The sequence below is a fragment of the Bradyrhizobium sp. USDA 4503 genome, from assembly GCF_054055815.1.
Genome location: NZ_JBSRXS010000001.1, coordinates 3,326,049 through 3,340,297, shown reverse-complemented (window position 1 = coordinate 3,340,297; position 14,249 = coordinate 3,326,049). Strand labels below are relative to the sequence as shown.

General features: G+C 64.2%; 15 protein-coding genes. 12 read left to right on the top strand and 3 right to left on the bottom strand.

Going from position 1 to position 14,249, the window contains the following annotated elements:
• Window positions 1-17 precede the first annotated feature (17 nt).
• Window positions 18-833 carry an ABC transporter ATP-binding protein gene (locus ACVMIH_RS16340; RefSeq protein ID WP_057015064.1) on the top strand — a complete coding sequence of 272 codons (816 nt, stop codon included), beginning with the start codon at window positions 18-20 and terminating at the stop codon, window positions 831-833.
• A complete protein-coding gene (locus ACVMIH_RS16335; RefSeq protein WP_057015065.1) occupies window positions 833-1,618 on the top strand; it encodes an ABC transporter permease in 786 nt (261 codons plus the stop codon). The genes ACVMIH_RS16340 and ACVMIH_RS16335 overlap by 1 nt, the downstream gene beginning before the upstream one ends.
• Here the strand turns inward: ACVMIH_RS16335 and ACVMIH_RS16330 are convergent.
• Window positions 1,615-2,448 (bottom strand): helix-turn-helix transcriptional regulator, encoded by an 834-nt coding sequence (locus ACVMIH_RS16330; protein WP_057015066.1) that lies wholly within the window; start codon window positions 2,446-2,448, stop codon window positions 1,615-1,617. The genes ACVMIH_RS16335 and ACVMIH_RS16330 overlap by 4 nt on opposite strands.
• Before the next feature lie 92 nt (window positions 2,449-2,540).
• Here ACVMIH_RS16330 and ACVMIH_RS16325 point away from each other — a divergent pair, with 92 nt between their 5' ends.
• Complete coding sequence (locus ACVMIH_RS16325) at window positions 2,541-3,425, top strand: SDR family oxidoreductase (protein WP_057015067.1); 885 nt, start codon at window positions 2,541-2,543, stop codon at window positions 3,423-3,425.
• 72 nt (window positions 3,426-3,497) lie between these two features.
• On the opposite strand, the gene ACVMIH_RS16320 is transcribed toward ACVMIH_RS16325, so the two are convergent.
• Entirely contained in the window at window positions 3,498-4,823 is a 1,326-nt protein-coding gene (locus tag ACVMIH_RS16320) for a 4Fe-4S binding protein (RefSeq protein ID WP_057015068.1), read from the bottom strand.
• A 218-nt stretch (window positions 4,824-5,041) separates the two neighbouring features.
• Window positions 5,042-5,491 carry a cupin domain-containing protein gene (locus ACVMIH_RS16315; protein WP_057015069.1) on the bottom strand — a complete coding sequence of 150 codons (450 nt, stop codon included), beginning with the start codon at window positions 5,489-5,491 and terminating at the stop codon, window positions 5,042-5,044.
• Window positions 5,492-5,672: 181 nt separating this feature from the next.
• On the opposite strand from ACVMIH_RS16315, the gene ACVMIH_RS16310 reads away from it, so the two are divergent.
• The 9 genes from ACVMIH_RS16310 to ACVMIH_RS16270 all read left to right on the top strand — a co-directional run bounded on the left by ACVMIH_RS16310 (window position 5,673) and on the right by ACVMIH_RS16270 (window position 14,212).
• A complete protein-coding gene (locus ACVMIH_RS16310; protein WP_057015070.1) occupies window positions 5,673-6,698 on the top strand; it encodes an ABC transporter substrate-binding protein in 1,026 nt (341 codons plus the stop codon).
• Between the two features lie 12 nt (window positions 6,699-6,710).
• Window positions 6,711-7,412 (top strand): hypothetical protein, encoded by a 702-nt coding sequence (locus ACVMIH_RS16305; protein ID WP_076824298.1) that lies wholly within the window; start codon window positions 6,711-6,713, stop codon window positions 7,410-7,412.
• Between the two features lie 15 nt (window positions 7,413-7,427).
• Window positions 7,428-8,192, top strand: a complete 765-nt coding sequence (locus tag ACVMIH_RS16300; RefSeq protein WP_076824300.1) for a substrate-binding domain-containing protein — start codon at window positions 7,428-7,430, stop codon at window positions 8,190-8,192.
• A gap of 176 nt (window positions 8,193-8,368) precedes the next feature.
• Window positions 8,369-9,679: an ABC transporter substrate-binding protein gene (locus ACVMIH_RS16295; protein WP_076824302.1), complete on the top strand. Its 1,311-nt coding sequence runs from the start codon at window positions 8,369-8,371 to the stop codon at window positions 9,677-9,679.
• Window positions 9,680-9,701: 22 nt separating this feature from the next.
• The gene (locus ACVMIH_RS16290) at window positions 9,702-10,475 is read left to right on the top strand and encodes an ABC transporter ATP-binding protein (protein ID WP_050385458.1); all 774 of its coding nucleotides are present in this window, start codon (window positions 9,702-9,704) and stop codon (window positions 10,473-10,475) included.
• A gap of 4 nt (window positions 10,476-10,479) precedes the next feature.
• Window positions 10,480-11,184, top strand: coding sequence for an ABC transporter ATP-binding protein (locus ACVMIH_RS16285; RefSeq protein ID WP_057015112.1), 705 nt, complete (start codon window positions 10,480-10,482; stop codon window positions 11,182-11,184).
• A gap of 232 nt (window positions 11,185-11,416) precedes the next feature.
• Window positions 11,417-12,298, top strand: a complete 882-nt coding sequence (locus tag ACVMIH_RS16280; protein ID WP_057015074.1) for a branched-chain amino acid ABC transporter permease — start codon at window positions 11,417-11,419, stop codon at window positions 12,296-12,298.
• Window positions 12,295-13,305: a branched-chain amino acid ABC transporter permease gene (locus ACVMIH_RS16275; protein WP_057015075.1), complete on the top strand. Its 1,011-nt coding sequence runs from the start codon at window positions 12,295-12,297 to the stop codon at window positions 13,303-13,305. The genes ACVMIH_RS16280 and ACVMIH_RS16275 overlap by 4 nt, the downstream gene beginning before the upstream one ends.
• Window positions 13,271-14,212, top strand: a complete 942-nt coding sequence (locus ACVMIH_RS16270) for a polyphosphate kinase 2 family protein (protein WP_057015076.1) — start codon at window positions 13,271-13,273, stop codon at window positions 14,210-14,212. Before ACVMIH_RS16275 ends, ACVMIH_RS16270 begins: the two co-directional genes overlap by 35 nt.
• The last annotated feature ends 37 nt before the right edge of the window (window positions 14,213-14,249 follow it).

Below are 14,249 nucleotides of genomic sequence, written 5' to 3'. Positions count from 1 at the left end.
GGGAGGGATGCGTGGCGATGACGGAGCCGACGGCGGTCGCGCTTGACAGTGCGACGGTGGCGTTTCGGTTGGCGGATGGACGCGTCTATACCGCGGTCGAACGGGCCAATCTTTCGGTTGATCATGGCGAGTTCGTCGCCATTGTCGGTCCGACCGGATGCGGGAAGTCGACGCTGCTGAACGTCACGGCTGGGCTGCTCAAGCCCGCGGCCGGAACAGCAAGGATCTTCGACAAGCCGCTGAGCGGCCTCAACCGTGATGCCGGCTACCTGTTCCAGGCCGATGCGCTGTTCCCCTGGAAGACCGCGATCGACAATGTCGCGATCGGGCTCGAGATATCAGGCACGCCGCGCGCCGAGGCGCTCGCGCGCGCGCAGAAATGGCTGACCTCGGTCGGGCTCGGCGCCTTCGCCAATCGCTATCCGCACATGCTGTCGGGCGGCCAGCGCAAGCGTGTTGCGCTGGCGCAGGTCCTGATCCGCGATCCGAAGATCCTCCTGATGGACGAGCCGTTCGGTCCGCTGGACGCCCAGACCCGGCAGATCATGGGCAATCTGCTCTTGGAATTGTGGAGCGCCGACCGCAAGGCGGTGCTGTTCGTCACCCACGATCTCGAGGAGGCGATCGCGCTGGCCGATCGCGTCGTGATCATGTCGGCCGGTCCTTCCGCGCGCATCATCGGCGACTGGCGCATCACGCTGCCGCGGCCGCGCGACATCGCCGAGATCCGGATGGAGAAGGATTTCCATGCCCTGCACCGCGAGATCTGGGGCGTGCTGAAGGACGAGGTTATGAAGGGTTATGTCCAGTCGACGCAGGCGGGAGCTGCCTGATGTCGCGCGTCACACTGTTGTCCCTGCAGGTTCTGGTCGCCGTCGTCACGCTGGCGCTGTGGCAGGTCTTCTCCACCGTGTCGGTGTTCGGCAAGGTGCTGTTGCCGCCGTTCTTCTTCTCCAATCCGCTCGACGTCTTCAGCCAAATCGTGAAATGGTTCTCGACCGGGGTGATCTGGAAGCATCTCGCGATTACGCTGTGGGAATCCATCCTCGCCTTCGTGATCGGCTCGGCCGGCGGCATTCTGGTCGGCTTCTGGTTCGCGCGGCAGCCGCGCGTCGCCGCGGTGTTCGATCCCTATGTGAAGATGGTCAACGCGCTGCCGCGCGTGGTGCTGGCGCCGATCTTCGCGCTGTGGTTCGGGCTCGGCGTCTGGTCCAAGGTCGCGCTCGGCGTGACCTTGGTGTTCTTCATCGTGTTCTTCAACGTCTACCAGGGCGTCAAGGAAGTGCCGACCACGGTGCTCGACAATGGCCGCATGCTCGGCATGAACGAGCGGCAGCTGATGCGCCACGTCTACTGGCCGTCGGCGCTGTCCTGGATGTTCTCCTCGCTGCACACCTCGGTCGGCTTTGCCGTGGTCGGCGCGGTGGTCGGCGAATATCTCGGCTCCGCCGCCGGCCTCGGCTACCTGATCCAGCAGGCCGAGGGCGTCTTCGACGTCGCCGGCGTGTTCGCGGGCATGTTCGTGCTGTCCGCCTTCGTCATCCTGATCGACATGGGCGTGACGATGGTCGAGAATCGGCTGCTGGTGTGGCGGCCGACGCCGGTGACGCATGATTAGGGTACTGCCTCGATCAACCCGCGGATATTCTCCGTCACCTCCGGGTCAATCGGATTGTAGACGATCATGCTGAGGTCGGGCCGGCCATCGACCGCGAACGCCGAATATTCGAACTTGACCTGACCCAGGATCGGGTGCCGCAGCTGCTTGACGCCCTCGCCATGGGCTCGCACGTCATTGTCGCGCCACAGCGCCGCGAATTCCGGGCTGAGCCGGCACAACTCGTCGACGAAGGGTTGCACCTCGGCAGCTGCGCCGGCGCGCGCAGCGTCCACCCTGAAGGCGCCGACCACGAAGCGCGCCACGCTGGCCCAGTCATGTTGTGCCGCGCGGACGCGCGGATCGAGGAACATGAAGCGCAGCACGTTGCGCTCGCGCGCCGGCAGCGATCCGTAGTCCGTCAGCATGACGGTCGCGGCCCGGTTCCAGGCGACGATATCCCAGGTTGCGGTGCGTATCACGGCGGGGCGCGGCTCCAGCGCGTCGAGCACGCGCTGCAGCCGGGGGGTGACGCCTTCGCTCTTCTGGTAGCGCACCTCGGGCGTGCGGCCGAGGGCGAGCAGGAACAGATGCTCGCGCTCGACATCGGTCAGCATCAGCGCACGCGCGATGCGGTCGAGCACATCGGCCGAGGGCGCGCCGCCGCGGCCCTGTTCGAGCCAGGTGTACCAGGTCGCGCTGATGTTGGCGCGCTGCGCCACCTCTTCGCGGCGCAGGCCCGGCGTGCGCCGCCGCTCCGGCGGAAAGCCGAACACGGCCGGATCGAGCTTGCTGCGGCGGTCCTTCAGGTAGGCGCCGAGCAGGTTCTCTTGCGCGAGCGGTTCGCTCATCCTGTTAGCTATTATACCATGATAAGGTCACTACTTTAACAGGATAGCGCGCAGGGCCAGATTTGTCTCCAACGAAACCTGGAGACTTCCTCATGCGTGTGTTCGTCACTGGTGCCACCGGATTCATCGGCACGCCCGTCGTCAAGGACCTGATCGCCGCCGGACATCAGGTTCTTGGTGTGGCCCGTTCGGACGAGGGGGCGAACGCGATCTCTGCCATTGGCGCGGAGGTTCTTCGCGGCTCGCTCGAGGACCTTGATAGCTTACGCAAGGGGGCGAGCGCTTCGGATGCTGTCATTCACCTGGGCTTCGTTCACGACTGGTCTAATTTCGCGAAGAGTTGCGAGATCGACCGCCGCGCCATCGAAGCGCTGGGTTCTGTTCTGGCCGGATCGGACAGGCCGCTGATCGTGACCGGGGGCTTGGCGGGATTGGCCGCGCCCGGCCAGATCGCGACTGAGGACCAAACGATATCGCCGGATTTCCCATTTCCCCGTGTGTCGGAACAGACGGCCCTGTCGCTAAAGGGCGTCCGCGCGTCGGCCATGCGTCTTCCCCAGGTCCACGATCCCGTCAGGCAGGGTCTCATCACCCCCTTGATCGCGGTGTACCGCGAAAAGGGCGCGTGCGCCTATCTCGGCGATGGGCAAAATCGCTGGCCGGCGGCGCATGTTCTCGACGTGGCGCGTCTCTACCGGCTGGCCATCGAAAAGGCTGAGCCGAACGCAAGGTATCACGCCGTCGCGGAAGAGGGGGTCTCGATGCGCGATATTGCCGAAACGATCGGACGGCGGCTGAAGCTGCCGGTCAAATCCATCGCCCCGCAAGAGGCGCAGGCCTTCTTTGGCTGGCTCGGCACGTTCGCGGCATACGACATGGCGGCTTCCAGCGAGCAGACGCGCAGGAAACTTGGATGGCAGCCGACCGGGCCGGGGTTGATTGCCGATCTCGAACAGCTGATCGATTCCGCGCAGTAAGAAGCAGCGCAGTAGGATGCGTAGGGTGGGATAGCTGAAGGCGTAAGCCACCCTACGCATCTACGCTGCGGCTCAGAGCGGGAAGCACCGCATGTAGGCGGCGAACAATGCTTCGTCGCTGTAGCTCACCAGCTTCGCGGCAATCGCGTCGGCCAGTTCGAGGTCGCGGTTCTGCACGCGCAGCCAGGCCTGGGTATCGGCGGTGATGGTCAGAGCCGCCTCTCCGACATGCCGTCCCGGCACGACCTGGAGATCCTTGCCCTTGATCGCAACGGTCATGTCCAGCGCGCTCGTGCCGGTGAAGCGCAGATGCGTCACGAAATCCAGACCTCGGGCCCTGCCGCGCTGGAATCCGAGCGAGAGCGAAAAGATATAGGCCTGCAGGCTGCCGGTATGGCGGCCAGACGTGACATGCTGAAGTTTTTTGTGCGGAAAGCGCCGCGTCACCGTGTCCTCGGCGTCGGTATCCGGGATCACGTAGACGAACTCGTCCTTGTCGATCAGCGGCTGCACCACATCGGAGAAGTGGGCGTCGCGATCGTGGAGGAAGGGGCCGATCACGTCTTCGCCGGCCGGGCAAGCCGAAATGCAATAGGCCGCCTTGTAGCCAGGCTTGAACGACAGCGATTGCCAGATGTTTAGCGTCTCGGTGCGGGGAACGCGGGCGCGATAATCCCTTGCGTCCTTTGCATCCGCGACCTTCTCCACCCACTGCGAGAAGTTGCCGAGAAAGTCGTGATAGTTGTGGGTGTGGCAGGACAGGAAATCGAAGCCGCCGTCCGGCTTGATGGCGCCGACCGGGCAGGCCGCGACGCACAGTTTGCACTCCAGGCAGGGATTGTAGTCGATCGGGTGGTCATGCGCGTCGACCTCGCATCCGAGCAGGATGGTGCCGAGCAGGACGAAGCTTCCGAATTTCGGGTGGATGACGCTGCGATGGATTCCCATGCGGCCGAGACCGGCTTCCACCGCTATCGGCTTGTGCTGGACCATCATGATCCTGGGCAGGTCCATCTCCATCGGGAACGCGGCAACCGAGTTGCAGGCCGGGATGCCGTGCTCGTCGAGCGCGCGAACGATGGCACGCGCGGTTTCGTTGACGTGATCGTAGGTGCTGTGGAATTCCTCGTTGGCGACCGAGCGCGAGGGCGAGCGCACCGGCTCGCGGTTCATGTGGCAGACGATCGCGAGCAGGGAGCGCGTCCGGCCATAGACCTTGCGAATGAAGTCCCGCTGCGGCGCGATGGCGGCCCGTTCGAACTCGATGATGCCGACATCATCGGCTCCGCATCTGCGCGCGATGTCCTTGATCAGTTCCGATGAAACCGGGACGTCGCGGACCGGTTCGCTGCTGCGAGCGCGCACAGCCCTGACCGTGGGGTGATCGTCCAGGCTCATGGGTCTAGCTTTCTATTAAATGACGATCGTCATACTATGGAGCGAACGAACTTGGGGCAAGTGAATTATCTGTCAAGTGTCATGTCATGGAACCGGCGCCGGCGCGCGCGACTTTCGTCATTGCGAGGAACGAAGCGACGAAGCAATCCATGGGTCCGCCTATCCGGAGAGATGGATTGCCTTCGCTTCGCTCGCAATGACGTTGAGGATGGCCGTAATCAATCCAGCAGCTTGGTATCATCCGGCGCCTGCGGCGGCGTCTTGATCGCGATGGCCTTGATGGCGCGGCCGTTCGGCTTGGTGCCGCCATGCGGCGTGCCCTTCGGGATCACGATCAGGTCGCCCGGCTTCACCGTCACTTCCTTGTCGCCGAGCCAGACTGTGCCGGTGCCTTCGAGGACGAACTGCATCTCGTTGGTGTTGGGATGCATGTGCTTCGGCCCATTGCCGTCCTGGATAGAGACGGTGGCGCCGTCGGCGGAGACGAACATCTTGGAACGGAAGCCGACCTTGTTGGCGTCGCCGAGCTTGTCGCCCTCCATCTCGCCGGTGTGGATGACCCGCGCCGTGATGTTTTCGGCGGCGAGCGCCGGCCGCAGCAAATGGGTGATGCCACAGCCCGCGGCAAAGGCGGTAGCGATCGACAGCGCGGTTGCAATACGATTCATGAAGACCTCCCTTGATGTTTCCCTTGAAGTATTCTTGGTGCTTATGGTTTTGGCGCTTCTTCTGCGTTTTCTTGTATCCGCGATGCTATGCCGCCCCCCAGGCTTGACCAGCTGTCGGAAAGTCGCCTTCTCAAGGCCTGCCGGCTCCTCTATCTTGCCGGCCAGTCGAACGGAGGACGTCATGAACAAACTGCTTGGCAAGCTTGCCGGAATGCTGCTGGCGCTGACCCTGTCCACGGGCCTTGCCGCGGCGCAAAGCAAGATCACCATCGCGGTCGGGGGCGGCGCTTGCCTGTGCTATCTGCCCACCGTGCTGGCCAAGCAACTCGGCGAATACGACAAGGCCGGGCTCGCGGTCGAACTGGTCGACCTCAAGGGCGGCTCGGATGCGCTCAAGGCCGTGCTCGGCGGCAGCGCCGACGTCGTCTCCGGCTATTTCGACCACTGCGTCAATCTTGCGGCCAAGAAGCAGGAGCTGCAGGCCTTCGTGGTCTATGACCGCTATCCCGGCCTCGTGCTGGTGGTGTCGCCGAAGCACACCGGCGAGATCAACTCGATCAAGGATCTCGCCGGCAAGAAGGTCGGCGTCAGCGCGCCGGGTTCCTCGACCGATTTCTTCCTGAAATATCTCTTGAAGAAGAACGGCCTCGATCCTACGGGCACCGCCGTAATCGGCGTCGGCCTCGGCGCCACTGCGGTGGCCGCGATGGAGCAGGGCCAGATCGACGCCGCCGTGATGCTCGATCCTGCCGTCACCGTGCTGCAGGGCAGCTACAAGGACCTCAAGATCCTCAGCGACACCCGCACCCAGCACGACACGCTTGCGGTGTTCGGCGGCGAATATCCCGGCGGCGCGCTGTATTCGACCGCGGCCTGGGTCAACGGCCACGAGAAGGAGGTGCAGGCGCTGACCAATGCGATCATGGCGACGCTGGCCTGGATCCATTCGCACAGCGCCGAAGACATCATGGCCAAGATGCCCGACGAGCTCGTCGGCAAGGACAGGGCGCAGTATCTCGCGGCCCTGAAGAACACGATCCCGATGTATTCCGAGACCGGCAAGATGGACCCCAAGGGCGCGGAAGCCGTGCTCGCGGTGTTCAGCGAAGGGTCACCCGATGTCGCGAAGGCCGGCATCGACGTCACCAAGACCTACACCAACAAGTTCGTCGACCAGGTCAAGAAGACGACCGGAAACGCGAAGTAAACACGTTCGGATATGCAGTCTCCGCTCATTTGTCGTGTCACCGCGCTCGACCTTGCCTTGCAGCGGCGTCCCTGGCCGTTTGCGGACGAGCGGCGCGTCGAGATCGACGCGCATTTCGCCGAGCAGCAGCGGCTGAACCCGAACCTGTGGAACGGCCGTGTGCTGCTCGGGCGCGATCCGGTCTTCGCCGGCGAGCGGCTCAGCGCGAGCTATTTCGAGACCGATTTCGCGAGCTTCCTCGCTTGGCGCGACTGGGGCTTTCCGGACCACGAGGTGTTCAACGGTTTCGGCATGGGGGCGCTGCTCGCCAGCGACGGCGCCTTCGTGTGCGGGGTGATGGGCGAGCAGACCGCGAATGCCGGCCGCATCTATTTCCCGTCAGGGACGCCCGATCTCGACGATATCAGGGGCGACACGGTCGATATCGCCGGAAGCGTGATGCGCGAACTCGAGGAGGAGACGGGATTGTTGCCATCGGATTGCCGCGGCGACGCCGATTGGCACTGCATCTACACCGGGCCTGCGCTTGCGATGATGCGGATCCTGCGCGTCGATATGCCCGGTGACGCGCTGCGGGCGCGGATCGAGGCCAATCTCGCGCGCCAGGCAAATCCCGAGCTTGCGGGCATCCATCTGGTGCGCAGCCGCGCCGATCTCACTCCCGCAATGCCGCGCTTCGTCACCGCATTCATCGAGACGCAGCTGCCGGCCTAGGCAAAGGAATGCGCAATGACCGAGCAAGGCACCGCTGCCGCTGCGTCGACACCGGCAATCGCCGATGGCCCCAACACGATCAAGGTCATCATTTCGGGTGGTTTCGCCACGGTCTACCGCGACGTGCTGCCTGAATTCGAGCGAAGCACGGGCATCGGGGTGGAGACCGGATCGGGCGCGTCGGAGGGCACCGGTCCGAAGACGATCAGGCACCAGCTTGCGAACGGCACCAAAGCGGATGTGGTGATCCTTTCGCGCGAGGGGCTTCGAAGTCTGACCGAAGACGGCCGAATTCGTGCGGGATCGGAAGCCGGACTGGCGACGGCACCTTTGGCCGCGGCGGTTCGAGCAGGCTCTCGCAAGCCGGACATCGGCAATGATGTCGCGCTCAGGAAAGCCTTGATCGATGCCGGCGAGGTGGTGGCGCCGAGCAGCACGAGCGGACAGTACGTCCGCGACAAGGTTTTCCCCAGGCTGAACTTGCCGGACACGGTCAGGCTCACCCTCGAGGCGCGCGGAACCGAAGCGGCCGAAGCGCTGAGAGCAGGCAAGGCAAATCTCTCGATCGGCCCGACCAGCGAACTGGTTCAGGAGGGTGGCATCGAAGTTGTCGGTTTGTTGCCGCCAGATTTCCAGCTGGTCCAGACCTTCACGGCCGCGATCGTCAGCGACGCGCAAGCGCCGGAAGCCGCCAAGCGCCTGATCGATTTTCTTGTCTCGGACAGCGATATCTTGCTCGCGGCCATCAAACGGGCCGGCATGGAACGGCCCCGCGGATAAATTGCCGCTGCCACGCGCGCGCCCGAGCACCGTGCGTCGGCACCGTTCCGCCGAAACTTTGCGCAAGCCTGCGCGGTGCGGACGCAGCCATCGCGCTTGACATCATCGGCCGCTCCCCCTGTGATAGGGCGGCACGACAACAAAAAATGCAGTGCACAATCTCTGGGGAGGGATTCATGCCGGTCAGGAGGGCTGCCCGCTGGCTTGCGGGTCTATCTGTCGCGCTTGCGGCGCTTGGTGTGGCCAATGCAGCGCATGCGCAGGACAAGAAGATCAAGATCGGCGTGATCTTCGATTTGACCGGCCCGCTGGCCGGCGGCGGCTCCGAGCTGCAATACACCGGCGTCAAGATCATGCTCGACCATTACGCCAAGACCGGCGTCGAGGGTTACAAGGTCGAGGCCGTCTATGCCGACGCGCAGAGCAAGCCCGACATCGCGATCAACGAGGCCGTCCGGCTGCTCGAGCAGGAAAAGGTCGACATGGTGATGGGCTTCTTCTCCTCGGCGCAATGCGTGCCGGTGTCGGCGCGGGTCGAGCAGATGAAGAAGTTCATGTGGATCACGACCTGCATTTCCTCCGGCGTGTTCGACGGCAAGAATTACAAATACGTGTTCCGTCCGCAGGCCGCCGGCAACCAGTACGGCATGATGACGACCGACTTCATCGCGCAATACTCCATGTCCAAGTTCGGCAAGGAGCCGAAGGACCTCCGCGTCGCCATCATCCATGAGGACGGCGCCTATGGCGTCGACGTCTCCAAGGGCAATGAGGCCGGCGCCAAGAAGGCCGGCTTCAACATCGTGCTCAAGGAGGGTTATTCGGCGACCGCGCCCGATCTGTCGGCGCTGGTGACCAAGCTGAAGCGCGCCAAGCCCGACGTGATCTTCCACACCGGCTACAATCCGGACATTACCCTGCTGTTCCGCCAGGCCCGCGAGCAGGGATTGAAGTTCGGCGCCATCGTCGGCCATGGCGCGGGCTACGGCGTCTACGAAAAGCTGAAGGAAGGGCTCGGCACCGACGCCAACTATCTCTTCAACACCGACCCGATCTCGATCTGGCTTGCCAACCAGAAGAACATGGATCCCAAGCTGCCGCCGGTCATCAAGATGGTCGGCGAGGAGTTTGACCGGCTGAAGCCCGGCGTGCCGATCCGATCCGCCCATGTCGGCATCGGCGCGGCCAACGCCTATGTCTTCCTCGACGACGTATTGCCGCGCGCGATCAAGAAGTATGGCGGCGTCGATCCGGATGCGCTGCGCAAGGCCGCGCTCGACACCGACATACCCGAGGGCGGCACCATGCTCGGCTACGGCGTGAAGTTCTACGGCGAGGGAGAGCAGTATGCCGGGCAGAACGCGCGCTCGTTCCCGGTGGTGCTGCAATATATCGACGACAAATCCTATGTGGTGTGGCCGAAGAGCCAGATGCAGCGCGAGACCGAGCTGCCGCTGCCGGCCGGCACCACCTACAGCTACAAATAGCTCGCTCGCGAAGGGAACTGCCGTGCTCGCCGTCGAAGGCCTGGTCAAGCGGTTTGGCGGCTTTCGTGCCGTCAACAACGTGTCGTTCCGCGTCGAGCAGGGCGAGATCCTCGGCCTGATCGGCCCGAACGGCTCCGGCAAGAGCACGATCTTCAACATGCTGTCGGGCACCTTGCCGCCGACCTCCGGCTCGATCCTGTTCGACGGCCACGAGATCGCGGGGCTCGCCCCGCACCGGATCATCAACCGTGGCATCGGCCGAACCTTCCAGATCCCGCGGCCGTTCCATCGCCTCAGCATCTTCGAGAACGTCGTGCTCGCCGGCTTCTACGGCCAGGGCCGCCACAGCCGCGGCAAGGCCGAGGAGGCGGCCGAGCGGGCGCTCGCGATGGTCGGGCTGCCGACCGATCGTCACGCCAGCGTCGAGGGCCTGGGCGCCGCCGGGTTGAAGAAGCTCGAGCTCGCCAAGGCGCTCGCCACCGGCCCGAAGCTGTTGCTCGCGGATGAGAGCCTTGGCGGCCTTGACGAGGCCGAGATGGACCAGGCCGCCGACATGCTGCGCCGGATCCGCGACGAGCTCGGCATCACCATCATCTGGGTCGAGCACATCATGGGCGTATTGATGCGCGTGGTCGATCGCGTGATGGTGCTCGATCACGGCGAGAAGATCGCCGAGGGCCTGCCGGCCGATGTCGCCGGCGACGCAAGAGTGATCGAGGTCTATCTCGGCACCGATGCGGATGCGAGCCTCGCAGCGGCGGCCGCAGCCCAGGCGCGGCGCCGGATCGGGGCGTGAGCGCATGCTGGAATTGAGATCGATCGACGCGGGCTATGGCAGCTTCCAGGCGCTGTTCGACGTCAGCCTCGACGTCAAGGCGGGCGAGGCGGTCGGCGTGATCGGCCCGAACGGCGCCGGCAAGACCACCCTGATGCGGGTGATCTCAGGGTTGATCCGCCCGATCAGGGGCACGATCGCGATGGAAGGCGTGAACGTCATCGCGACACCTCCGCATCGCATCGTCAGCCTCGGGATCGCGCATGTGCCGGAAAATCGCCGGTTGTTTCCCCGGCTCACCGTCGCCGACAACCTGAAGATGGGCGCCTACATGCCCGGTGCCCGCGCGCATTACGCCGAGCGGCTGGAGTTCGTGTTCGAGCTGTTTCCGCGCATGAAGGAGCGCCAGCACCAGATGGCCGGCACGATGTCGGGCGGCGAGCAGCAGATGTGCGCGATCGGCCGTGCGCTGATGTCGAACCCGAAACTGCTGCTGCTCGACGAGCCGTCGGCCGGCCTCGCGCCGGTCGTGGTGCAGCAGGTGTTCGAGCTCGTCAAGCGCATCCGCTCAAGCGGGCTGACGGTCCTGATCGTCGAGCAGAACGTGCAGCAGGTGCTGCGCGTGGTCGACCGCGCCTATCTGCTGGAAGCCGGCAGCATCCGCGCCGCCGGGTCAGCGGCGGAGCTCGCGGCGAGCGACACCATCAAGCAGGCATATCTCGGGGTGTGAGGGGGTAATGATCGTGAATCGAGCAAGCGCACTCACATATTTCCCCGCCATCCCCGGACGAACGCGTTTGCGTTCGCTCGGGAGGTGCGCGCTCTTGCGCGCCTCGAAGGATGAATCGGCCACAGACGGGCCGTGCATCCTTCGAGGCTCGCTCCGCTCGCACCTCAGGATGACGGTTGCGCTAGTTCGAGTTCGGCCAGATGACGACGCCTCGGTCTAAGGCAGAGCCACCATGCAATCCTTCCTCGACATCTTCGACATCTACCTGCTGGAGGCCGTCATCAACGGCATCCTGCTCGGCGGCGTGCTGGCGCTGCTTGCGCTCGGGCTCAACCTGATCTTCGGCGTCATCGACGTCACCTGGATCTGCTACGCCGAACTCGTCATGATCGGCATGTACGGCATGTACTATCTCGTGCAGTACTACGGCCTGCCATACTGGGCCGCCGCGCCGCTGGTGATCCTGCTGGTGGCGCTACTCGGCGCCGCGCTGCATTTCTTCGTGATCGCCCCGCTCCTGACCGCGCCGCCGATCAACCAGCTGCTCGCCACCGGCGGCGTGCTGTTCATCCTGCAGAGCTTTGCCACCGTCGCCTTCGGCATCGACTTCCGCAATCTCGGCATCCGCCTGCCGGTGCTCGCGCTCGGCGAGATGAATTTCAGCTACGCGCGATTGCTGTCGTTCGCTGCCGCGCTGCTCGGCATGATCGGCGTCTATCTGTTCCTGACCCGCACCTTCACCGGCACCGCGATCCGTGCCATCGCGCAGGACCGCCAGATCATGCCGCTGATGGGCGTCGACCCCAAGCGCATCTATCTCGTCACTTCGGCGATCGGCGGCGGGCTTGCCGGCCTCGCCGCCTGCCTCCTGGTGCTGCAATATGACGTGCATCCGTTCGTCGGCCTGTCGTTCGGGCCGATCACCTTCCTGATCTGCGTGCTCGGCGGGCTCGGCAATTTCATCGGCGGCTTCATCGCGGCCTTCGTGTTCGCCGAGATCATCTCGCTCGGCGGCCTGTTCTCCGATCTCGAATGGGGTTACGTGCTGGCCTTTGCCTTCTTCATCGTCATGATGTTCATCCGGCCCGCGGGCCTCCTGGCGAGGCGCTCGTGAACAGGCAAGCCGCCGGCTGGATCATCGCGCTGATCGCGCTCGTCGCGGTGCCCTTTGTGCATCGCGATCCCTATCATCTGCACGTGCTGGTGCTGATCCTGATCTGGTCGTTCGCCTACACCTCGTGGTCGATCATGGGGCGCTTCGGCCTGGTCTCGCTCGGCCATGGCGGCTTCATGGGCATCGGCGCCTATGTCACCGCGCTGCTGTGGAACCATCTCGGCGTGTCCCCCTGGATCGGCATTCCCGTCAGCATGGCGACCGCCGGCGTGCTCGCGCTCGTCGTCGCCTATCCCTGCTTCCGCTTCCGCATCACCGGGCATTATTTCGTACTGGTGACGCTGGCGCTGTCGGGCATCGTGCTGCAGGTCATCACCGCGACCCGCGACTATACCGGCGGCTCGCTCGGCTACACCCCGCAGCGCGCCCCGAGCGGCAAGGGGCTGCTCGCGCTGCAATTCGACGACAAGACCACCTGGTATCTGATCGCGCTCGCGGTCTGGATCACAGGCCTCGTGATCTGGCGCGCGATCGATCGCAGCATGATCCGCCATGCCATGGAGGCGATCTCGGAAGACGAGGATGCCGCCGCCGCCGCGGGCGTCAACGTCACCGCCGAGAAGCTCAAGATCACCCTGATCAGCGCGCTGATGACCGCGCTGTCGGGCGCGCTCTACTGCCAGTACCAGATGTTCATCTCGCCCGACACGGTGAGCGGCATCGCGGTCTCCCTGCAGATGGTGTTCGCGGCGATCGTGGGCGGCGTCTATGTCGCGCTGGGACCGACGGTCGGCGCCGTCATCACCATCGTGCTGGCCGAGGTGTTGCGCATCTCTTTCGGCACCAAGGCGGTCGGCTGGGACAATCTGGTCTATGGCGTACTGCTGGTGTTGTTCATCATCTTCCTGCCCAAGGGCATTCTTGGTAGCGTGATCGACCGGATCAAATCGCCGCGCAAGCCGTCGAGAAGCCATGAGCAACAAACCGTCCCCATCGCTCGCCGATGAACTGAAGCCCTTCGTCGCGCCGTTCCGCTTCGACGGGTCGGGCGAATTTCACCTCAAATCGTATCCGACCGCCGAGAAGGGCGGCATCGACAAGGACGCCGGCGGCAAGATCATCGAGGCCAACCGCAAGCGGCTCAACGACTTCCAGGAGAAGCTCTACGCCCAGGACCGCTGGTCGCTGCTGCTGATCTTCCAGGGCATGGATGCCGCCGGCAAGGATTCCGCGATCAAGAGCGTGTTCGAGGGCGTCAATCCGCAGGGCTGCGAGGTTTCCTCCTTCAAGCAGCCTTCGACCAGGGAGCTCGACCACGACTTCATGTGGCGCGCCATGATCGCGCTGCCGGAGCGCGGCCGCATCGGCATCTTCAACCGCTCCTATTACGAGGAGTGCCTGGTGGTGCGGGTGCATCCGGAAGTGCTCGACAAGCAGAAGATCCCGAAGAAGCTGGTGACCAAGAACATCTGGCGCGAACGCTTCGAGGACATTGCGTCGATCGAGCGCTATCTGTCGCGCAACGGCACCGTGATCCTGAAATTCTTCCTCAACGTCTCCAAGGAGGAGCAGCGCCAGCGTTTCCTCGACCGGCTCGAGGAGCCGGCCAAGAACTGGAAGTTCTCGATGGCCGACGTCGCCGAGCGCAAGCTGTGGGCCAAATATCAGGCCGCTTATCAGGACATGATCCATCACACCGCAACCAAAGAGGCGCCCTGGCACATCGTGCCGGCCGACCACAAATGGTTCGCCCGCGTCGTGATCGGCTCGACCATCGTCAACGCCCTCGACGGGCTCGACCTGAAATTCCCCGAAGTCGACAAGGCCGACTTGAGCGAATTCAAGCGCGTCCGCGCGGCGCTGGAGGCGGAAGGCAAGGGCGGGGCGGGCGAGAAGACGTCTGCAAAGAAGTAGGCGCCGCGTCCCATGTTTGTCGCATGCGGATATTCCC